The sequence below is a fragment of the Flavobacterium sp. LHD-85 genome (genome assembly GCF_030929595.1).
Lineage (GTDB): Bacteria > Bacteroidota > Bacteroidia > Flavobacteriales > Flavobacteriaceae > Flavobacterium.
On the sequence record NZ_JAVFVR010000013.1, the window covers coordinates 15,242 to 38,025 of the forward strand.

Here is a 22,784-nt window from a genome sequence, read left to right on the forward strand (position 1 = left end):
ATCATGAAAAAAGTTATATTCTTTTTGATGCTACTAACGCAAATACACGCTCAGACCTCAAAAGGCAATAACTCACCTGTAATCAAAGGTGCTAAGGCTAAAGTCGAGTATGTAAAAAAGCAAGTGATTAAACAAAAATTGCCGCCCAACTTGACTCCTTACTTGGCTGGACTAATTTTCACGAATAAAACAATTAAACCAAATCAATCTTCAATCGACAAAGCCTTATCTGTATGGTTTAAAAAATATTCAGAACTAAAATTAAAGATTGACAAAATAAGTGATGTCAATACGAAAAAGATGGCTGAGAAAAACTTAGACGAAGGTAATTTTTCAGTGGTGGAAAAAATAATTGGCACCAAGACACTTTATTCGGATCTCACCTCTACTTTTCCAAAATCATTTGGAACAACCGGTGATAGTAGTCCTGTAATTATTGGAGACTATGCATCGGTTACCTATGTTGTACAACAAATAATTACTTACGATTTACCCGAAGGGCTAACCATTAACTTAATAAATGAGCTAAAAATTAAATCAGAAATGATTGATAGCCAAAATGAAAAACTGGACAATCTCAATACTAACTTAAAAAAGAAAGAAGTCATTATTAAGGATTACATTAAAAAATACCAATTTATTGAAAGTGAACTAAAAAAGACTCCTTCGGAAGTATATAAAAGAGCGTATGTATTTTTTAAACAAGGTGATTATGAAAAAACATTAAAAGAACTCGAAAAACAGAGTGGCAGTGACAAAGCAATAGGAGAATCAAATATGCTAAAAGCAAAAATTCTTCTCCTTAAATTAGATTATTCAAAAATTGATACAATACTTACTGAAGCAGACAAATCATTTACAATTGGCGTTACATTAGCTCCAAGCAGCCAAAATTATTTCGAATATGGTAAATTTCTTGTCGACTATGCTCGTAATTATAGCAGCGCAATTAATTTTCTCGAGAAAGCAGAAGGCTCCATAGAAAACAATCAGTTAAAAGTTGAAATTTATAATTATCTTGGCATATCTTATTACATACAAGATCGGTTAAAATCAAACAATATGTATTTAAAGGCTATCACATTGCTAGATACCATGGAGCCATTATCTGATAATTCCCTTATAGCAATTAAAGCACAAATTTATTCTAACATCGCTTTTAACTACTCAACCAGAGATTTTAATGTTGAAAATATAAGGACTGCTATATCTTACTCACAGAAGGCTATTGAAGAGATCAGCAGGATACCTATACCTTCTCAATCTGATTTAAACAAAAAAATAGCATTCATACGTCAAAAAGGACAAGGACATGCGATCCTTAACGAATATTTCCAAGCTATTGAATGCTACAATACTGCACTTCTATTTTTAAAAAATTCTTATGAAAACGACCCAGATAGTTATGCAATTGATCTGAGTTCTGTATATTATAACTTAAATCAAGTGTATTTCTATTCAGGACCACCTGAACTTGGCATTGATGCCTTACAAAAAGCAATTTCCATAATAGAGCCTAAAATTTCATTAAATAGCAAAATCTACATTTATGCATATGAGCAGCTATATACGGCATTATTTGTGTACTATACGGTCCAAAACAAAATTCCAGAAATTATGGCAGGCCTAGACATTATTAATGAAAGACTAAAGCCGTTTGTTAAAGAAAACCCTAAAGAGTTTCTAATACACCAAGCCTGGATAAATTCAGACAAAGGCAATATTTATTTCCTTCAGAACCATCTAACGGAAGCCGAAAAATTTCAACTTGAAGCTTATGATTATTATTTGCAAAATATTAATATGGTGCAGTTTGATAAACAAAAAGCCTCAGATTGTTTTTTCAGGACTAATGAGCTATTCCTCAAATTAGAAAAGTTCGAAGAAGCTTTAGCCAACAATAAAAAATTACTAGTTGAAATTAAAACTGCAAGCAGCATAAATAAGTTTGCTTATGAGGATTTTATCCCACAGCTTGAACAGCAAATAGCAAAAGTGTATACCGTTACTAAAGAAAAAGATAGCGCTTACTATCATTGGGAAAAGAGCACAACCCTAGTCGAGATAAAAGCCAAACAATATGGTATAACCTACCTTAGCAGTTTTGGCAATTATATGACGCAATATTACCTAACTAATTTAAATTTTGGCGACTATTCTTTGGCAGATGAAAAAGTCAAACGATTTATAAAAGTTTGTGATGTTATTGTTGATGTAGATCCTTTTGTTAAAGAAAATATGCAGGCCATGATAGGTGAATTTATCTCAAATTTCGCAGTGCAACTTTTTGGTTTTGTACAGGCAGAATCAAATAAAATAGAATCTAGTGAACTACAAAACATGTATGATGATTGTTCTAAGTATTTTTTATTATCAGAAAAGTATTTTGAAAATGGACTAAATAATCCCAACGGCAGAATTAAATACTCGCAAACCTTATATAATTCGATGGTTTTAGAAGATTTTCTTTTCAAATTTTCTCAAAGTGATTCTCAGAAAAAATTTCGTTTGGAGAAAAAATGCCAATTAAGAGAAAAGTCACTCTCTAACATCAAGGATTTACCTGAGATAGTTACACAGTCGCTAAGGAATAATATTAATATATTAAGTTATAACTGCAATTAAATTTGTAATTAAATAACTAGATCCAGCATTTTGCTTAAGATCTCCTGCCAATCTGTACATTTTATCATTTTCTTCATAAATAGTATCAAAAAAATTTCTGCAATCGAAAAAACATTTTATCTTTGCACCCGCAATCAGAAAATGATTGCGTTTTACTGGAGGAATGGCAGAGCGGTCGAATGCGGCAGTCTTGAAAACTGTTGACTGTAACAGGTCCGGGGGTTCGAATCCCTCTTCCTCCGCTGACTTTAAAAACCCTTAACTTTGTTAAGGGTTTTCTTTTTTCTCAAAAAAGTTAAAATACGACGAACCCTGCACAAATCATACGATTTCCAGGGTTTTGTCTTTTATACCCATTTTCAATATTTACATAACTTCTCAAAAAATTTCGCAACAGAATCTTGCCCCTGTTTTACTCGATTAAAGATTATCGAATCACAATTCGAATATTATTAAGGCTTTAAAAACTGTGGCTTCTCCATTCTTTACATTTTTTTCACATTTCACACCTATTAATCAGGTAGTTATACTTGAAAGCACAAAAACAAATTTATATAACTTTGTGTATATCAATATCTTAAACTTTAAGAATACGAAAATAGCAGCTCTCAAAAACAAAACACTATTTCTAACCAATATGACAAAAAATGGATCAAAAAATTATCAATAACAAGTATGGATTTGCCACTTTCCCTTCTGTAAAAATAATGGACTATGTAACAGACAAAAAAGGCAAAACAACATTTAAATGGGTAAAACATTTATTATTTGGAGATTGGATCGGTCTTCTAACAGGACCTGATGGTCTTCCTGTCTACGAACAGCACAATAACAAACAATACGTCCGAGTTAGAGGAAGAAATCAAAACGGCTGGATCAGGCCTGAAGAAATACAGTCCAACAGAATATTAGAAGTTAATTTTGTTGATGTTGGCCAAGGAGACGGCTGTCATGTAGTTACTCCCGAAGATCAGCATTACATTATAGATGCAGGTGCTTCAGATAATATGTTCCGCTTTTTAAGATGGAGGTTCAACCTTAATAAACCCGGCAAATTTCCACCTCCCATGGATGTTATTATCTCACATTCAGATGAAGATCATTATGCTGGTTTCACCAAAATTTTCACACATGAAAAAGAAGGACGTAAAACCTTCACAATAAAAAAAGTGTACCATAACGGCATGATTGAAAAGAGCGGAGAAGATCCAGCTACGCTCGGAACATTGATCTCTAATCAAGGCAAAAATCACATTACTGATCTTTGTCAATATAATTCTGACTTTCAAAACAGAGTAAGCTCTCCTACTGGACAAGGAAATTACATTAAAATGCTGTTAAAAACCACAGCAGATAAAATCGGACTGCGTGCCGGACTACCTGCTCTTGGCAGTCAAAATACAGTTATGGAAATTTTAGGGCCTGTTGCAGAGAACATTCAAGGCAAGCCTGCATTACAGGTTTTCAAGGATAATAAAGGCAAAACTAAAAATGGTCATTCTATTATTCTAAAACTTAAAATAGGAAAAGTCAAACTGCTTCTTGGAGGAGACTTAAATGAACCCGCCGAAGATCATTTGATGAAACATTACACTGGTGCAGATCTTCCAGCACTTAGAACTGCGATTAAATCAGGCACCACAGCCCAAAGACAAACTGCTGAAAATGCTCTTCGTGCCGCAATACTTCAAGCAAGGACCGTTTTTCAAACTGACATAGCCAAATCTTGCCATCATGGTTCATCTGATTTTACTAGTGAGTTTATGGATGCGCTAAACCCTATTGCCACCATTATTTCTAGTGGAGATGAAGAGCCACACTGTCATCCCCGTCCCGATACGCTTGGAACCATTGGAAAGTATAGTCGCGGTTTAAGATCATTGATTTTCTCAACCGAGCTTGCCAGATCTACACCAGAATTTTTGCAAAAGACCCAAAACAAAACTTCTACAGCTACACCAATAGACAAAGAGCGCTTGGTAACAGTTTACGGAATGATCAACGTGCGTACAGACGGAGAGAAAATAATAATTGCCCAAAAACTAGAAGCACCGTCAAACAGAGGCTCGTGGGATATCCAAGAAATTCTTTGGAATCAAGTTTTAAATGACTTTGAGTATCAATTCTGATAATAGTTATGCATATAGCTGAGTGGACTTCAAGTACGCTATTTATTTGAAAATGGAATGCATTGATTTTATTTGGATCGTATTCATCCGTTGATAATAATCAAATTAGGATTTGAAATTATTTCTTAAAACAAAAAAGGATGAGATTAAACCTCATCCTTTTTTGTTTTTAATCGCAAAGAAAACTGACCGCCCCTAACAAAGCGGCAATTTCATTATCATTTGAAATAGAAACCTCAACTTTTAAATCAGATTCCTGAATTGTTTTATTAAATGAGGATAAAAACAAATCGCTCGCATTGGCAATTTTTCCTCCAATAATAATATGATCTGCTGTAAAGCTTTTAATCCACGGAATAACAACTGTGGCCAAATCCTCTCCCATTCTTTCAAATACCTGAATTGCCTGCTGGTCTCCGTTTTTTGCTAAATTATAAAGTTCTAAGCCATTATTAAGATCGCTACCGCTTAAAGATTTATAATGTGATAAGAGACCTCTTACCGAAACATAATCTTCTGCAATTGCATCTTTATGCGGCAGATTGTATATTTCGCCATCAGTTGGAACAGAATCACCCGAGCTGATTGATGTTCCTTTGTCAATAAAACAAGCTCCTAAACCTGTTCCTAGTGTTACGGCCATTACTTTTTTCGAAAGATTCTCTTGTTGTTTAAAAACTTCTCCTTTTCCAAAACAAACAGCATCGTTTTCAAAAAGAACTGGAAAATCTGAAGGAAAACCAAGAGATTCCAAAAGCAGTTCTCGAATGTTTAATCCGTAAAAATGTTCGTATTTAGATTGGTCTTTAATCCAACAAATACCAGTTTTATAATCAAATGGTCCAGGCATGCAAATCGCTATCCCCGTAATATCTTTAATTTTAGAATTTTCAATTGAGGTGCTGATTACTTTTTTCCAGATATTCATGACCTGATCTGCTGGCATATTCGAATCAAAAGATTCTTTACAAAGCGAAAAATCAAGAAGTTTCATTTCGGTTTTATCAATAACCGCAGCTGTAATATGCGTTCCTCCTATATCTAGCCCAATGGCATGTGATGTATTCATTTTTGTTTATTTAGCTTTTTAGTACTAGATATTTTTGTCTTTTAAAATTTGAGGATAATGAATACTGGTATGTACAATCATTTCGCCAAATAATGTATTCGCCCAAGCAAACCATTTACGGGTAAATTTATTCACGTCGTCTTTATGAAATGATTCGTGCATAAATCCAGTATCGGCATTGGTTTTAATCAAATTACTTATACAGGCTTTTATTTCTTTTTCGTCTACACTTGTAATGGCTCTCAAAACAATACTCATAGGCCAGATAGTATCAACTCCTGTATGCGGACCGCCAATACCTTCTCCAGCCTTTCCTTTGTAGAAAAATGGATTATTCTCTGACAGCACCACTTTTCTTGTGTTTAGATATAATGGATCATTTGGGGCAATGGCACCTAAATATGGTAACGATAATAACGAAGGCACATTGGCATCATCCATCATGTGAAAACTGCCGTATCCGTTTACTTCAAAAGCAATTATTTTTCCGAATTTCGGGTGATTGATAATTCCGTGTTCTTGAAGACCATTTTGAACCTCATCTCTTAGTTTTGTCGCTTTCGCAACTAAATCATTGTCTTTTAAAGCTGGAAGAGAGAAAATTTCGATCAGATAGCCTAATATTTCAATAGCGAACATATTACTCGGAATCAGATAACCGAATAAAGTAGAATCGTCGCTTGGTCGGAAAGTCGAAACGATTAATCCGCACGGTTTTACAGGATAACCATAACCGCCTAACGGAACTCCGTCTGTTGCCCAAGCCGTCTGACGCTGAAAACTATAAGGCCCGCCCTTGCCATCCATTCGCTGCTGTTCTTTAAAAGTCTGCAGGATTAAAAGCATGGCTTCTTTCCATTTGGCATCAAATAAACTGATATCACCTGTTTCTTTCCAATATCCATGCGCTAATCGAACAGGATAACACAAACTGTCAATTTCCCACTTTCTTTCATGAATTCCGGGTTGCATTTTGGTAAGGTCATTTTTCCACTCGCTTTCCTTTGTAAAATCTTTATAAAAAGCATTAGCATACGGATCCAACAGAATACATTTCGCTTGACGATTAATAACACCTTTTACCAGTTCTGCCAATTTCGGATCTTCTTTCACAAAAGGAATATATGGCCAAATCTGCGCTGTACTATCTCTAAGCCACATGGCGTCAATATCTCCCGTAATTACATACGTATCTGGTTTTCCGTCAATAATTTCAAAATCGACTGTGGTATCTAATGTATTTGGAAAACAGTTTTCGAATATCCATGCCAATTCTGGATTTGCAATTTGTTTTTTAACACGTACAATAGCGGCTTCAATTGCCTTGCTTGTAAATTTTCTTTCGCCAACAGGAGGTCTTTTAGAAACAAAATCTTTTAGCGGAAAGGAAAAAGTATCTGAATTAAATCCGAAAGCTTCTGTTTGAAGTGCCATCAATCCTGCTGAAAAGATGCCTGCATTTTTTATAAATTTTCTACGTGACTGCATATCTTTTTATTTTGAAGTTGAATAAGAATATGGAAATGCTTCTTTTGTTGTGCCTCTTTTAAAATTAGGAGAACTTGTCATATCAAAATTTAACTCTCCGCCTTTTAATACATCAAAATGATTGATGTAATTTTTAGAATGAAGAACATTATCCCATTTTAATTCGTTTACATACTTATTTGTTTCTGAATTATTCGGTGCATTGACAATAAGCTGTTTTCCGTTTTCTAACTGTAATGTCGTTTTCTTAAACAAAGGCGCTCCCAAAACATATTCGTCTGTACCTGGACAAACTGGATAAAATCCCATAGCTGAGAAAATATACCATGCAGAAGTTTGTCCATTATCTTCATCTCCGCAGTAACCATCTGGAGTTGGTTTGTACAAACGGTTCATGACTTCTCTTGACCAATATTGCGTTTTCCAAGGTTCGCCCGCATAATTGTATAAATAAATCATGTGCTGAATTGGCTGATTTCCGTGAGCGTATTGCCCCATATTCATAATCTGCATTTCGCGGATTTCATGAATAACAGCTCCATAATAACTGTCATCAAAAATTGGAGGCATTGTAAATACAGCATCTAATTTTCCTGTGAAATTTTTCTCTCCGCCCATCAAATCGATCAAACCTTGAATGTCGTGAAAAACGCTCCAACTGTAATGCCAGCTGTTTCCTTCAGTAAAAGCATCTCCCCATTTAAACGGATTAAAATTGGCTGGAAAACTACCGTCTTTATTTCGTCCGCTCATTAATCCGATAGAAGAATTGTATAGATTTTTATAATTCATCATTCGCTTTTCATACAAACTAATTTCTTTTTTCGGACGATTTAATGATTTCGCCAGTTTCCAGATTGTAAAATCATCATAAGCATATTCAAGTGTTCGCGCTGCATTTTCGTTGATATTTACATCGTAAGGAACATATCCTAAAGTATTGTAGTATTGAACTCCTTTTCTTCCCACAGCATCCATCGGCCCTTCATTATTAGCTCCATGCAATAAAGCTTCGTATAAAGTATTGATATCGTAACCACGTAATCCTTTCATATAAGCATCAGAAACTACAGAAGCAGAATTATTTCCTACCATTACATTTCTAAAACCTGGGCTTGACCATTCTGGCAGAAATCCGCCTTCTTTATAATCATTTATCAATCCTTCCTGCATTTCTTTGTTTATAGAAGGATAAACCAGATTTAACAAAGGATATAAGGCGCGAAAAGTATCCCAAAATCCAGTTCCTGCATACATATAACCCGGAAGGACTTTTCCGTTGTATGGGCTGTAGTGAACAATTTTTCCATCTTTATCAATTTCATATTGTTTTTGAGGAAAACAAACTGTACGGTATAAACAAGAATAAAAAGTCTTTAACTGATCTGTATTATTATCTTCAACAGCAATTTTTCCCAGAACTTTATTCCATTCTGCTTTCGATTGCGCAACCGTTTCTTCAAAAGTCGATGTGCCTAATTCATTTTTTAAATTCAATTCTGCCTGTTCTGAACTTATGAAAGAAGATGCCACTCTAACATTTACCTTTTCTCCTTTTTTGGTTTGAAATCCGATAACTGCTCCTACATGATTTCCTTCTGCTTCTAATTTATCAGCAGTCAAAACTTTATCAATCCAAGTTGAATTGGTTTCAATTTTTTTATCAAATACGAGCACAAAATAGTTCTTGAAATTTTGAGGAACTCCACCACTATTTCGTGTTGTATAACCAATTATTTTGTTTTCTGAAGGAATTATTTTGATATACGAACCTTTATCAAATGCGTCAATTACGATAGACGATTTTTCATTTTCAGGAAATGTAATCTGAAAATGCGCTGCTCTTTCTGTTGTTGTAATTTCGGTAGTAACATCATGATCGGCAAGATAAACGTTGTAATAATACGGTTTTGAAATCTCAGCTTTATGGCTGAACCAGCTCGCACGTTCGTCTTCGGCGAAAGCCAATTTACCTGTAACGGGCATAATCGAAAACTGGCCGTAATCATTCATCCACGGTGAAGGCTGATGCGTCTGCTTGAATCCTTTAATTTTTTCTGCTGTGTAAGTGTATGCCCATCCGTCGCCCATTTTTCCAGTTTGTGGCGTCCAGAAATTCATTCCCCACGGTCTGCAAATTGCGGGATACGTATTTCCGTTGGAAAGATTATGCAAAGATTGTGTTCCCATTAATGGGTTTACATATTCTACAGGATCTAAATTCTGCGCATTTAGAAAAAAGCAGGACTGCACTATTCCTAAAAAAATTAAACTCTTTATTTTCATATCATGTATTGTTGTCCTGCAAGGTTTTTAAAACCTTGTAGGTATTTATTTTTGCGAAATCTGAATCTATAACTTATCGTAAAATAGAATCTTTAGCTATACCTACAAGGTTTTAAAAACCTTGCAGGAAATCCACAGTTCTAAAGTGGCCTATCTTCTTTCTTAACTCCAAATGTAGCTGATGGTTTATTTCCCATATATAGTTTCAACTCTCCCCCTTTTACGATCATTTCTTGTGTGATGTATGATTTTGTATAGGGTTTTCCGTTATATTCTGCTTTTTGGATATAAATGTTTGAAACGCTATTACTAATGGCATTTACAGTAAACGAAATTCCTTTTTTATGATGGATAACCGCTGAATTTACTAATGGACTTCCTAAAACATAAATTCCGTTTGCTGGATTAACCGAATAGAATCCCATAGAAGATAAAACGTACCAAGCCGACATTTGCCCTAAATCTTCATTACCACACAATCCATCTGGTTTTGTTGAGTAGAATTTCTCATCGATTTCACGAATTAATTTTGCTGTTTTCCAAGGCTGTCCAACATAGGCATACAGATACGGAATATGATGATTTGGCTCATTTCCGTGGGCGTACTGGCCTATTAAACCGCTGATATCTGGCGAAACATCCTCTCCTTCAACCTTATCAGTCAGCAGGAAAAGTGAATCCAGTTTTGCGATAAATTTCTCTTCGCTTCCAAATAAATCAATTAAACCGTACGGATCTTGCGGAACCAGCCAAGTATATTGCCATGCATTTCCCTCTACATAATCGTCTTTACGATGTGCTGACGAAAGCGGATTAAACGGCGTTCTCCAATTTCCGTTTGTCAATTTACCACGCATAAAAGTGGTTTCTTTATCAAAGTACTGTTTATATAAATTGGCTCTTTTGGTAAAATAATTATAATCATCTGTTTTGTTTAAAGCCTTTGCCATTAAGGCGATGCAGTAATCATCAATCGCATATTCTAAAGCATTTCCAACAGATTCTAATAGTTTATCAGCAGGAATATATTCTAGTTTCTGAACATAATCCATTCCGTCACGCGTCTGCATGGCCGTTTTTTTAATGGCTTCGTAGGCTAAGTTGACATCATAATCACGGTATCCTTTTAAATACGCATCGACAATAACGGCTATAGAATGGTTTCCATTCATGGTATTGGTTTCATTACCCATTAAATGCCAAACCGGCAATCTTCCTTGTTGCTGATAAATTGCTAAAAAGGATTTTACAATATCATTGATTTTTTCAGGCTGCGTAATAGTGTACAATGGATGCATTCCGCGGTAGGTATCCCAAAGTGAAAAAGTAGTGTAATTGGTAAAATTGGCTTTTTCGTAGACTTTTTTATCTGTTCCCAGATAATCTCCATTGGCATCATTAAAAATAGAAGGCGCAAACATGGTATGATACAATGAAGTATAGAAAACTTTCATTGTTTTTTCGTCTGCTTTTATCTGAACTTTATTCAGTTCTTTGTTCCATTTTGAATCTGCCAGTTTTGCAATCGCTTCAAAATCCCAATTCGGAATTTCTGCTTTTATATTGGCTGATGCATTTTCTGTACTAACTGGCGAAATTCCGACTTTTACCAGAATCTGTTTGTTTTTTAAGGTTTTAAAATCTAAAACCGCTTTTATTTTCAAACCTTCTCCTTCTGTTCCTTTAACTACAGCTGTACTGTCGTAAACCATCATATTTGTGATAGGCTCAGAGAATTCCATTGCAAAATAAATACGCTGATCTGCTGCCCATCCTGCAGAATATCGATAGCCTTCAATTTTGGTTTCGCTTATTTTTTTAACGAAAGTTTTTACAGGTCTGTCCCAGCCAATTCCATCAGCAAGATCAATTAAAATGTGTGAATCATTAGTATTTTCAAAAGTATATTTATGAAAACCGACTCTTTCGCTTGCCGTTAATTCAGCTTTGATTTTATATTTATCCAATAAAACGCTGTAATATCCCGGTTTTACCACTTCGTTTTTATGAGAGAAATACGAGCCGTAACCGTTCACCATATCTTCTTTTGTCCCTTTGGTCAAACCGACTTTTCCGCTGACAGGCAAAACGAGAATATCATTTAAATCTCCAATTCCTGTTCCGCTTAAGTGCGTGTGGGTAAAACCTAAAATCGTATTGCTTGCATAGTTGTAACCGCTGCACCAATCCCAGCCTTCAAAAATATTTACCGGACCAAGCTGCACCGCTCCAAAAGGAACATTTGCACCCACAAATACATGCCCATGACCCGCCGAACCTATAAACGGATCTACATATTGTGTATAATTTACATCTGTTTGTTTAGTCTTTTTTTGCTGTGAAATTATCGGATTGGCAAAAAGTAAACTCAAAGCCAAAAAACCGCTAAATGCTATTCTCATATATTTTTATTTTTGATTGCGTATGGTTTAAAATAATTAACGCAAATATTTTTTAATTTCTGTATGTTAGACGCACTACAGTGCGTCTCTACGGTCAATTTATAAAACATTATAATAAAGAATGAACCGTAATTTTCATAAGGAGACGCACTGCGGTGCGTCTCTACAAAAAACCTTTGTCCCTTAGAACCTTAGCATCTTAGTACCTTTTAAGAACCTCAAACAAAGAATAAATCTTAATCTTTGGCTTCGCTATTTTCCCTTCAAACGAAATTGTTTTTTCCTCTCCCGCTTTTAAATCAAAATAATTATCGCTCCATTTTCCGTTATAGCCTTTCATTGAAACGCAAACATATTTTGCCATTTTCTGAGCTTTTATCGTTACGCTATTTCCTTTTACTTGCCAACTGATTTTTGGATCTTCTAATGCCAAATCTTTTGGGTGCGTAAAATCCGTTTCTGGTTTTATGTCATCTCTATAGGCTTCTTTTATGGCATACCACGCTGCTTTTGGCTGTCGATTATTGTAATCTGTGATGCTCCAGCTTGCTACAGGCCAACAATCATTTAACTGCCAAACTAGAGTTCCCATATTGTAAGGCGCTTTAGCTCGATGTGTCCCAACGATATTTTTTATGGAATAATAATGCATACACTGACTCAAGTAGGCATAATCTTCCAGATTCATCTTTTTTATTTTCGAAGCATCAATAAAATATTTACCGAGATAAGAATCTAATTTCTCAAACCCTTTACCTGCTTTTAAATGTACTTTTAGTATATCTGAATATAATTGTCGATCTTCGGGAGAAGTGAATCCTTCAATTGAATTATAATTTGGTAAAGACAGCATTCCGTATTCGCTTACAAAACGTCCTGTTTTTTTCTGAACGGCTTCAATATCTTCCAATCCCCACCAAATTCCCCAATAATGGCTGTCTCCTTCGGTTACGCTTTTTGCTTTTGACCAATGATATAATGGCGAAGAACTTAAATATGGTCGTTTGCCATCAACTTCTTTCACCCATTTTGGAATACTGTCATGAAATAAACGCGTGTAATCTTTCCACAAACGGATTGAATCTTGTTTTGAAATTTTGAAACTTTTCATCCAGCCCCAATTTTTAAAGGCTTCATCAGATTCGTTGTTTCCGCACCATAAAACGATGCTTGGATGATGGCGCAGTCTCTTTACCTGATATTGGACTTCTTTTTTTACATTATCAAAAAAAGCATCGTCTCCAGGAACCATTGTGCCTGCAAACATAAAATCCTGCCAGACATTTATGCCATATTTATCGCATAAATCGTAGAAATAATCGTCTTCATAAATACCTCCGCCCCAAACGCGAAGCATATTCATATTGGCTTCTTTGGCAGATAAAATTATTTTTTCATATTCTTTTTTGGTTACTCTCGAAAGAAAAGCATCCGATGGAATATAATTGGCTCCTTTCATGTAAACTGGCTTTCCATCAATTTTAAAATAAAAAGAGCGGCCAAGACTGTCTTTGTCTTGTATTAATTCGATTTTTCGATTTAAAACGTAAGGCTTCTCAGGTTCTTTTTCATCATAAGCTTCAAATCTTGGCGTTTTCCATATTCCGCAGGTTGTAAATTTTGGTCCCCAGTCCCAACCAAAATGGTATTGCGCTTTACGTACATAAGCGCGAGGATTATCTGGAATTACGAATGGATAATCTTTTTTAGCCAGCGAATCGACTACATTCTGTGCCGATTGAAATACAATTCTCAAATCGTTATTTCCTGATTTCAAGACTTTTTTAACGTCAACACGCCATTGGCGAAACATATTATCTGCTTTTAAAACCAGCTGATTGTTTACATAAACTGATGCATAAGTATCTAATCCGTCAAAAACTAATTCTGTGTTTTTCTTTTTCAGCATATTGGCTGTAACCAGAAAAGCCGTTTTATATTCCCAGTTTTTGCGTTCAATCCATTGCAGTTTTTTTTCATTATCTCTGTAAAATGGATCTGAAATTAATTTACTGTTTAGCAAATCGGTATGAATTTCTCCCGGAACACTAGCCGAATACCATTTTTGCGTTTTTTCTTCACGGTATGTCCAATTGTTTTTTAAATCAATTTTCTGCGCAAAGGCAATTGACATAAAACCTGATAAGCACAGGGACATTATCCAATGAAGTTTATTTTGATAATTCATTTTACTGAGTAATATATTAATACCTTCTAAAATTACTAAAAAAGGTAAGTAATCTGGTAATTTGGCAGTTTTAGAGAAGGAAAGACTGACCGCACTTTTCCTTCTCTTTAGAATTTATTCTTTGTTAGTAACTCTAAAATACAACTAGAAATATTTTCTTTACCACTGCCTATGTTTTATTTTGGTTTTGATATGAATCGCTTTTAAATTCAAATAACTGAATCGACTTTTAAGTATCGCTTTTGAAATTTTTAAAATGCAGAAAATAAATCCATCTTTTTCAGCAGAATCTCTCTCAGTTTGCTGCGAAAAAAAAGGCATTTGAACCTGCAAATCAACTTTTCAAATACTTACTTTTAAATCAATTAATTACAAAATTTAAAAATAAGCCGGGTATGCTCATTACCCGACTTATCTTAACTAACCAACCAATTTAAAAATTATTTATCCCACCAGATTCTTGTGGTCATTAAATCTAAACCTTGACGTTGAATTGCTGCTTTATAATTAGCCTCATTTGTAATAAGTTCTGACTGATCATAAATTAATCTTCTTGGAATTGTTCCCTGAGTTTCTCCCGTTGGATCGTTAACCGGAACTAAAACTGGATAACCTGTTCTTCTGTATTCTGAGAATGCTTCAAAACCATTGAACAACAATACAATCCATTTTTGAGTGATAATCTGTTCGATTTTTTGTGCTTCTGTTCCTCCAGATTTAAATGGATAAGTAGTAATATAAGTGTTGTATTCTGCTGGTGAAACCAAAGGCACTTTATCTCCAAAAATTGCTAAAATATTCATAGCACCTCTTACGCCATTTTCATAATAAGTCTGAGCCGATCCTCCAACGTTCCATCCTTTTACCGCAGCTTCAGCCAATAAAAACTGAACCTCAGCATAAGACATAATTAATGTTGGAGCATCTAAACGCAATACTGTAGAAGTATTTGGATCTGAAAACAATTTTTTGTCTCCACCAGGAAATTCTTTTGCATCATTTGCCAAACCTTGCTGACTTGCTGGATTATTATCTCCTGTAGCTTCTAGTTTTGCATAAATTCTTAAACGAGGATCGTTTGTGTTTTTCAACATATCGATAAACGTTTTACTGAATTTAATGTTAGATTCTCCTCCGTTCAAATCGTTTCTAACCCAAGATGATGTAATTGGATTGGTTTTTACTCCTGCAGGACCTGCATCGTGTTTTAAAACCAAACTATCGTCATTTGAAGTAAATACACCTTTTGCATAAGCTTTTTCTACAAATTCTTTTGCTTTTGCAGGATTTACTTTAGACAGACGCATTGCAACTCTCAACATTAAAGAGTTTGCCAATTTCTTCCATCTTGCAACATCACTTTGGTAATACAAATCGGCGTTGCCTACAAATGGTTTTCCTGCATCTAGAGCAGTTCCAGCTTCATCCAATTCTTTTAAAAGATCATTGTAGATGGCTTCTTGTGTGTCATATTTTGGAGAAAAAACGTTTCCGTTGTATCCTTTTCCAGCTTCAAAATAAGGAACTTCACCATAAGTATCCGTCAATTTTTGGAACAAGAAAACTTTCATGATTCTACAAGCCTGAATCATATTTGAGTTTTCTGGTGTATTTTCTACTACAGACAATAACTGGAAAATCTGATTTAATCCTTTTCCGTAAGTTTCACCAAAAAGAGCTGCAGAATATTCAGAAGAATAGGTGTATTTTGAACCTGGCCCTCCAAGTGAAGAAAACTGCTGTACAATTTGTGCTGCGTATAAGTTGTTTCCTCTTGTGTTAGAAAAATCTTGTCCGTCTACATAAATCTCAGCAAGCGTAAACATAGATTTTACAGCTGGATCTGTTAACGCGTTTGGATTCTTATTCATTTCTTCGAATCCTTTATCGCATGAAGCTAATGTCAAAACACCAACAATTGCGACACAAAATATTTTGATATATCTATTTTTCATCTTTTTTAGAATTAGAATTTGACATTAAGTGCAAAACCATAGTTTCTTGTCAAAGGCATTGAAGCTCTTTCCATACCTTGCGCATTACTGTTTGAGTAATTTGACTCAGGATCGATGTTTGGAACTTTGTCATAAATAGTCCATAAATTGTGAGCTGAGAATGCTAAACTAACAGACTGGAATGGTGTTTTTTGCAAATATGCTTTTGGGAAATTATAAGCAAATGAAATTGCTCTAAGTTTAACAAAATCAGCATCGTAAACAAAGTTTGATGTTACATCACTATAACTTCTCCAGTAATCGTAAGCTGAAACTGTTTTATTAACAGGGTTTCCGTTAACATCATTTCCGCTTACTGCCACACCACCTTCACGACCTGGAAGCGTAATTTCAGATAATCCGTAACGTGTTCCTAACTGGTTTGTAGCCGAGTAGATTTCTCCTCCAAATTTGGCATCAACAAAAACTGAAAGTGTAAAGTTTTTATATGAAAAATCATTTGAAAGTCCCATAGATGTTGGCGCAACACCTTGTCCTGCAATAATTAAATTTCCTCTTAAGAATTTTCCGTCCGTGCCAAGTACTATATTTCCATTAGCATCTCTTAAATAGTCATATGCTTTAATCACTCCAAAAGGTTGCCCTTTTTCTAAAACTACATTAGCTCTTCCGTCTCTGTTTCCTTCTAATGTTTTTGTTGTGATTTTATCCGAAAGATTTAAAACTTCACTATCGTTGTAAGCAAAATTATAACCTACGTTCCAAGAGAAATTTTCTGTCTTAACTGCTTTTACATTAATAGCAAACTCCACCCCTTTGTTTAGGATTTCTCCAACATTGATTTTTGTGGTTCTATATCCTGAAGCTTGAGAAACATCGGCATCTGTAATATCATTTGTTGTTTTTTTGCTGTAGAAAGTCAAATCTGTACTCACTCTATTATGGAAGAATGTATTTTCAAAACCAAACTCAATTGTGCTTACGTTGTAAGGTTTTAAAGTTCTGTTTGGAATTGTTTCTCCGTTTACCCCCAAAATTGGCTGTCCTAAAGAATCTGTCTGTCCGTCTGGCGTAGTGTAAGTCAATGCTAAAGCATAAGCCTCTGGCAATGCTCCTCCAACGTTACCCCAACCTGCTCTAATTTTACCATAAGAAATCCATTCTGGAAGACCGATAACTTCAGAGTAAATGAAACTTGAACTTACAGAAGGATAAAAAGTACTGTTGTTTGAAGGATCTAAAGTTGAAAACCAATCTTCACGACCTGTTAAACTAAGAAACAAATAATCTTTATATCCAAGATCTGCTGAATAGAAAAGAGAGTTTACTTCACTTTCTGAGAATAATTTTTCAGTTTTGTCTGGCTGTGTATTTCCGTAGAAATATTTGAACGGAACAATAAAATTGTTTCCTTTCATCTTGATACCGCTGTATCTATTATGCTGGCGGTTTGCTCCAATAAAAGCATCCAATGAGAAATCTTTAGCAATATCTCCTTTGTAGCCTAAGTAACCAGAAGCATTTACTTCAGAACGAGTTTCAATTCTGTTTTCGATAGATCCGCCTGGGCTGTAATTTATTCCTGTAGGCTCAATTTCAGTATATTCATAATTAATATCATCAATACCAATAACAGCTTTAGCATAAATTTTATCTGTAATGTTGTAATTCACTTTTGCCGATCCGATAAAACGCTTTCTAAGGTCATCGTTTAAAGGAGATTTCGTAGCAAAATAAGGATTTGTATGATAAACGTTTGCTCCTAAAAAGTCCTCTTCGCCTCCATTAGCATCGTAAGGATTACTTATCCATCTGATATCTGTTCCTGGAGTCATAAAAGTAGTCGGGAAAGACGGGTTTCTTGGCGAATCATTTAAGTACGGACGGTTATGGCTTTTCTCAGAAATATACTGAGCATTACTCTCTATACTGATTCTTTTATTTGGAGCCGAGTTTAAACTCAAAGCCACATTGTTTCTTCCAAAAGTAGTTTCTGGCAAGATAGATTCGTCTTTTGTATTTCCGAAAGACAATCTAAAGTTTGTTGATTCATTTCCGCCAGAAATTGCTAAAGTATTGCTGAAAGAATATCCAGTTCTGTAGAAATTCTCCACATTATCTTTTCCATAAGCTTGATACGGTCTAGTTTTTCCATCAAGTGATAATGAAGGCGTCCCATCATATTTATCTCCCCAAGCAAAATAATATGAATCTCTAAGTTCTTGCAAATTAGTAAATCTAGTTGGCACACCACTCGCATTTGGAGCTCCTGATCCATATTGATCTTGCCATTTTAAAAGACTTGCAGGCGTGTTAAAAGAAGAGTTTGTACTAAAATCTACTCCAATTCCTGTCCCGTTTTTACCTTTTTTAGTTGTAATTAAGATAACACCATTTGATCCTCTGTACCCGTAAAGAGCAGAAGCAGCACTACCCTTAAGAACAGACAGCGAAGCAATGTCGTCTGGATTAAAAGAAGACATACCATCTCCTTTATCGGCACCTCCCCACATTCCTGCATTTCCTTGTTGTGTATTGTCAATCGGAATTCCGTCTACAACATACAAAGGCTGATTCAATCCAGATGCAGAAGTAGCACCACGAATTACCACACGGCTTGATCCCGATGGCCCTGTAACAGGAGCCGAAACGTTTACACCGGCAATTTTACCCTGCAAAGCATTTCCTAAATTGATTTCTTTATTTTTTGTTAGATCATCGCCTTTTAATTCTCCAACGGCATAACCTAAACTTTTCTTTTGTTTTTTAACTCCAAATGAAGTTACAACAACATCTTTCAATTCCTGTTTAGATTCAACCAGTGCAACAGCAACTCTAGTCTCTTTTCCCTGAAGTACTATTGACTGCGATTGAAACCCGATCGAAGACACATTAAGTGTAATTTTACCTTCAGGAACATTCATTTTAAATCTCCCTTCAGCATCTGTAACAGCGCTAAATGGTTTTCCTTGAACTTCAATTGACGCAGCAACAACTCCCTTGTTCTCTGCATCTGTAACTATGCCGGTTATTAATCGATTTTGCGCGGCAGCACTTAAACTGCTAAGCAATATCACTCCTAACACTGCTAATATTCGTCTCATAAGCTTTTTTTTTGGTTATTGGTTTTGATTTTGTTTTGTTGATTTGATTTGTTGTTTGTTTTTAAATAATTAATAAAAATTTGTACTCTATTTTCAATATTACAGCCTTAATAACAAGTTATCCCGATAGCTGTTTTAGTTTGTTACGGTTAAGAAAATTCAGAAAAAATCTTACTAAATCGTTTTAGTGAAATGATTAAAAAAAAAGTTGCACTTTTTTAATTTCTAATTTTCAATTTTAATATCAGATGGGTTAAACAGATTCTCTTATAATCAAAGTTCCTTTCTTGAGAACCTTTTCTATTTTGAAATCTTCAAAACTTGTCATCTGACTCATTAATAGCTGTATCGATTTGACGGCAATTTCTTCAATGGGTTGTGCAATGACCGAGATTGTGGGGGTATGCAATTTGAAGCTGTCATGATCGTCAAAACTTATAACAGAAATATCTTCGGGAATTTTATATTTCAACGCTCTAAATGCCTGAAGTCCTGCAAGACCAAGATAGTTGGCTGAAAAAAGAACCGCATCTATCTCTTTATTTTTCTTGAAGAAATTTATAATAGTTTCAATTCTGCTATATTCACTTGCATGATAATCTATATGAAGCGTATAATTTTCGTTATAAATCCCTTCTTCTTTTAACGCTTCTATATATCCCTTTTCTCTTAATTTCATCTGAATCATTCCAGATTCATTATTCACAACGGCAATATTCTTTTTTCCTTTGCCAATTAAAAATTTAGTAGCCGAGTAAGATGCTTCATAATTGTCCATTAGAACATGACTTACTTTTTGGTTGGCAAAATATCGGTCAATCAAAACCACTGGCTTTTGAAGTTTTAAAAGCTGGCCGATTGTTTTCTCTAGGTTTCGAGTTGGCGTAATAATAAACCCTTCAACATTTGCCTGTAAAAGACTTTGCACTAATTCTTCCGAACGGTTATTGTCATCGCCTGTACTGCAATAAAAAACTCTATAATCTATATTTTTTGCTTCGTCTTCTATAACTCTAGCCAAATCTGCAAAAAACTGGTTGGAAATATCCTCTACAATAAGTCCTATTGATCTTGTTTTTCCTGTTCGCAGGCTGCTAGCAATCATGCTGGGTTTGTATTGCAGTTTTTGTGCTACATCCTGAACTTTCTTGATTACAGTTGGACTAATAGCCATTTTTTCGCCCTTTCCGTTGATCACAAAAGACACAGTAGAAATAGAAACTTCTGCCTGTTTAGCAATATCTCTAATTGTAATCTTTTTCATCAAGCAAAAAATTTATAGTTAAATATTTTAGTACATCGCAAATATATGCAAGTGAAGCTTACAAAAACGTTTTAGTAAAATTTTTTTTCAATAAATCTCTTTTTTATCACCTAAATAAAATGAAAAATTCAGCAAATACTGGTTTTTTATAAGTTATTGTCATTTTGACTTTTAATATGGATTCTACAATTTTAGTACAGATTTAATTGAATTATCGGGTATTTTCTACCCTTTTTTTAACGCCTTTTTTCTAAAAAAAAGCTCAAAAATCTAAAATCCCATAAAAATGCCATTTTCAGAAAAAACAGAAACAAAACTTCAGCGCAAATAAAACAAGATGTGTTAAGTAAGAAAAAAAATCATTATTTTTAACTAACCTTCATTTTAGCATTATGACCGATAAATCACAACTTTTAAGTTCCATTTTCAGACATCTTGATGGCTTGGTTACTGCTCCTGTAGCAATAGCACTTAAAAATAAATCCTTACTTGAATTTATTTTAGACAAAAAGCAAACACAATTATCTGAGCTTACAACTGTTTTTAATGCCAACGAAGGCTATCTAAATGTTGCTTTGAGAGTTTTGGCATCTCAAGGATTTTTAGAATATGAAATTGATAATAAAACGCAGGTCATCACAATTTCTGCAAATGAGAAAACTGAAATTGCTTTTTCATTGTTTTATCTCTACGAAGATGTGGTGAATTTGCTACAGTTATCCATTCAGTTTCATCCCCGTTTGTTTGAAGATGTTCCTTTTGAAAAACTCAATACTATTTTTGAAAAATATAAAAAAAGATATGGCATTGAGCCTTCTAACGATCCTCTGACGAATAGCATTCAGGAACAGATTTTAAAACATATTGAAGGGTACCTCATCGGACCAACTATTGTGCGATTGGCAATGAACGGAATGTTTCATAAGTATTTTATGGAAACTTCTTTCAGACCTGAAGAATTTCATAAATCGCCCGAAAATTTTAAAAAGATATTAGACTTTTTTGTTCATCTGGGCTGGTTTCTAGAAAAAAATGGCAATTATCAATTTACCGAAGCAGGTTTATTTTTTGCCAAAAGAGCCAGCGCTTACGGCGTTACGGTTTCTTATCTGCCAACTTTTGCCAAAATAGAAGAATTGATTTTTGGCAATCCCGATATTCTACGAACGACTGAAGGTGAAAACGAACTTCATGTAGATCGCGAAATGAATGTTTGGGGAAGTGGCGGCGCTCACGATACTTATTTTAAAGTTGTTGACGAAATTCTAATCAAGCTTTTTAATCTTCCTATCGAAGAACAGCCAAAAGGAATTCTAGACATGGGTTGCGGAAATGGTGCTTTCTTGCAGCATATTTTTGAAGTAATTGACAGACAAACTTTAAGAGGAAAAATGCTCGATGAATATCCGCTGTTTATAGTTGGAGTTGACTATAACCAAACTGCCTTGAAAGTAACCAGAGCTAATCTGATAAATGCAGATATTTGGGCAAAAGTAATCTGGGGCGATATCGGCCGTCCTGATTTACTTGCCAATGATTTGAAAGAAAATTATAATATTGATTTGAAAGATCTTCTGAATGTGAGAACTTTTCTAGATCACAATAGAATTTGGCAAGATCCAAAACATATTAACCCAAACAGAATCAGTACCTCAACAGGTGCTTTTGCTTACAGAGGAAAAAGAATCAGTAACAATCTCGCCGAAGATAATCTTTTGGAACATTTGCAAAAATGGTCACCGTATGTGCGAAAATTTGGTCTGCTTCTGATTGAACTTCATACTATAAGTCCGAAACTTACGGCCAATAATTTAGGCAGAACTCCTGCAACCGCTTATGATGCCACACATGGTTTTTCGGATCAGTATATTGTTGAAATTGATGTTTTTAATGCAATTGCCGCAGAAGCAGGATTATTTCCAGATAAGTCAATCTTCAAGCGATTTCCAGATGCCGATACGGCAACAGTGAGCATTAATTTGTTGAAAGGAAAATAAAATGTAATGTTTAAAATTAGCCGAAATAATATATTTCACCCCGCTGGGGCTCTTTCTTAAACCGCAATTCTATTTCTATAAATATTTCGTCCCTCTGGGACTTTTTTAAGACACAATTTAAAACTAATATATTGTTTCATTGGGATTTAAAAAACTCTTTCAAGCTCTGGAAGAGCGAAATATTTATAGAAAAAATTTCAAATACAACGATTAAAAAGCTCCAGCGGAGCGATATATTTCACCCCGCTGGGGCTCTTTCTTAAACCGCAATTCTATT

Annotated in this window: 11 protein-coding genes and 1 tRNA gene; 4 read left to right on the top strand and 8 right to left on the bottom strand. The window is 34.8% G+C overall.

Going from position 1 to position 22,784, the window contains the following annotated elements; translation table 11 throughout:
* The first annotated feature begins 3 nt into the window (after nucleotides 1–3).
* The 3 genes from RB618_RS18850 to RB618_RS18860 all read left to right on the top strand — a co-directional run bounded on the left by RB618_RS18850 (nucleotide 4) and on the right by RB618_RS18860 (nucleotide 4,754).
* Nucleotides 4–2,625, top strand: a complete 2,622-nt coding sequence (locus tag RB618_RS18850; protein WP_308070177.1) for a hypothetical protein — start codon at nucleotides 4–6, stop codon at nucleotides 2,623–2,625.
* A 157-nt stretch (nucleotides 2,626–2,782) separates the two neighbouring features.
* A tRNA-Ser gene (locus tag RB618_RS18855) sits at nucleotides 2,783–2,867 on the top strand.
* 405 nt (nucleotides 2,868–3,272) lie between these two features.
* Nucleotides 3,273–4,754 (top strand): hypothetical protein, encoded by a 1,482-nt coding sequence (locus tag RB618_RS18860; RefSeq protein ID WP_308070178.1) that lies wholly within the window; start codon nucleotides 3,273–3,275, stop codon nucleotides 4,752–4,754.
* A gap of 169 nt (nucleotides 4,755–4,923) precedes the next feature.
* On the opposite strand, the gene RB618_RS18865 is transcribed toward RB618_RS18860, so the two are convergent.
* The 8 genes from RB618_RS18865 to RB618_RS18900 form a co-directional block, all read right to left on the bottom strand.
* Nucleotides 4,924–5,823, bottom strand: coding sequence for an ROK family protein (locus RB618_RS18865; protein ID WP_308070179.1), 900 nt, complete (start codon nucleotides 5,821–5,823; stop codon nucleotides 4,924–4,926).
* A gap of 24 nt (nucleotides 5,824–5,847) precedes the next feature.
* Complete coding sequence (locus RB618_RS18870; RefSeq protein ID WP_308070180.1) at nucleotides 5,848–7,311, bottom strand: glycoside hydrolase family 125 protein; 1,464 nt, start codon at nucleotides 7,309–7,311, stop codon at nucleotides 5,848–5,850.
* Nucleotides 7,312–7,317: 6 nt separating this feature from the next.
* Entirely contained in the window at nucleotides 7,318–9,597 is a 2,280-nt protein-coding gene (locus tag RB618_RS18875) for a GH92 family glycosyl hydrolase (protein ID WP_308070181.1), read from the bottom strand.
* Between the two features lie 140 nt (nucleotides 9,598–9,737).
* Nucleotides 9,738–11,999 carry a GH92 family glycosyl hydrolase gene (locus tag RB618_RS18880; RefSeq protein WP_308070182.1) on the bottom strand — a complete coding sequence of 754 codons (2,262 nt, stop codon included), beginning with the start codon at nucleotides 11,997–11,999 and terminating at the stop codon, nucleotides 9,738–9,740.
* Nucleotides 12,000–12,198: 199 nt separating this feature from the next.
* Nucleotides 12,199–14,133 carry a glycoside hydrolase family 2 protein gene (locus tag RB618_RS18885; protein WP_308070183.1) on the bottom strand — a complete coding sequence of 645 codons (1,935 nt, stop codon included), beginning with the start codon at nucleotides 14,131–14,133 and terminating at the stop codon, nucleotides 12,199–12,201.
* Between the two features lie 494 nt (nucleotides 14,134–14,627).
* Nucleotides 14,628–16,142, bottom strand: a complete 1,515-nt coding sequence (locus RB618_RS18890) for a SusD/RagB family nutrient-binding outer membrane lipoprotein (protein WP_308070184.1) — start codon at nucleotides 16,140–16,142, stop codon at nucleotides 14,628–14,630.
* 11 nt (nucleotides 16,143–16,153) lie between these two features.
* Nucleotides 16,154–19,246, bottom strand: coding sequence for a SusC/RagA family TonB-linked outer membrane protein (locus RB618_RS18895; protein WP_308070185.1), 3,093 nt, complete (start codon nucleotides 19,244–19,246; stop codon nucleotides 16,154–16,156).
* 253 nt (nucleotides 19,247–19,499) lie between these two features.
* Complete coding sequence (locus tag RB618_RS18900; protein ID WP_308070186.1) at nucleotides 19,500–20,510, bottom strand: LacI family DNA-binding transcriptional regulator; 1,011 nt, start codon at nucleotides 20,508–20,510, stop codon at nucleotides 19,500–19,502.
* A 392-nt stretch (nucleotides 20,511–20,902) separates the two neighbouring features.
* Between RB618_RS18900 and RB618_RS18905 the strand changes: the two genes are divergently transcribed.
* Nucleotides 20,903–22,507 carry a class I SAM-dependent methyltransferase gene (locus tag RB618_RS18905; RefSeq protein ID WP_308070187.1) on the top strand — a complete coding sequence of 535 codons (1,605 nt, stop codon included), beginning with the start codon at nucleotides 20,903–20,905 and terminating at the stop codon, nucleotides 22,505–22,507.
* Nucleotides 22,508–22,784 lie beyond the last annotated feature (277 nt).

Bases quoted from the DNA above. Each gene is read 5' to 3' on its own strand.
- RB618_RS18895 (WP_308070185.1), bottom strand. From the start codon at position 19,246: ATGAGACGAATATTAGCAGTGTTAGGAGTGATATTGCTTAGCAGTTTA.
- RB618_RS18885 (WP_308070183.1), bottom strand. From the start codon at position 14,133: ATGTCAATTGCCTTTGCGCAGAAAATTGATTTAAAAAACAATTGGACA.
- RB618_RS18860 (WP_308070178.1), top strand. From the start codon at position 3,273: ATGGATCAAAAAATTATCAATAACAAGTATGGATTTGCCACTTTCCCT.
- RB618_RS18870 (WP_308070180.1), bottom strand. From the start codon at position 7,311: ATGCAGTCACGTAGAAAATTTATAAAAAATGCAGGCATCTTTTCAGCA.
- RB618_RS18865 (WP_308070179.1), bottom strand. From the start codon at position 5,823: ATGAATACATCACATGCCATTGGGCTAGATATAGGAGGAACGCATATT.
- RB618_RS18850 (WP_308070177.1), top strand. From the start codon at position 4: ATGAAAAAAGTTATATTCTTTTTGATGCTACTAACGCAAATACACGCT.
- RB618_RS18875 (WP_308070181.1), bottom strand. From the start codon at position 9,597: ATGAAAATAAAGAGTTTAATTTTTTTAGGAATAGTGCAGTCCTGCTTT.
- RB618_RS18900 (WP_308070186.1), bottom strand. From the start codon at position 20,510: ATGAAAAAGATTACAATTAGAGATATTGCTAAACAGGCAGAAGTTTCT.
- RB618_RS18905 (WP_308070187.1), top strand. From the start codon at position 20,903: ATGACCGATAAATCACAACTTTTAAGTTCCATTTTCAGACATCTTGAT.
- RB618_RS18890 (WP_308070184.1), bottom strand. From the start codon at position 16,142: ATGAAAAATAGATATATCAAAATATTTTGTGTCGCAATTGTTGGTGTT.
- RB618_RS18880 (WP_308070182.1), bottom strand. From the start codon at position 11,999: ATGAGAATAGCATTTAGCGGTTTTTTGGCTTTGAGTTTACTTTTTGCC.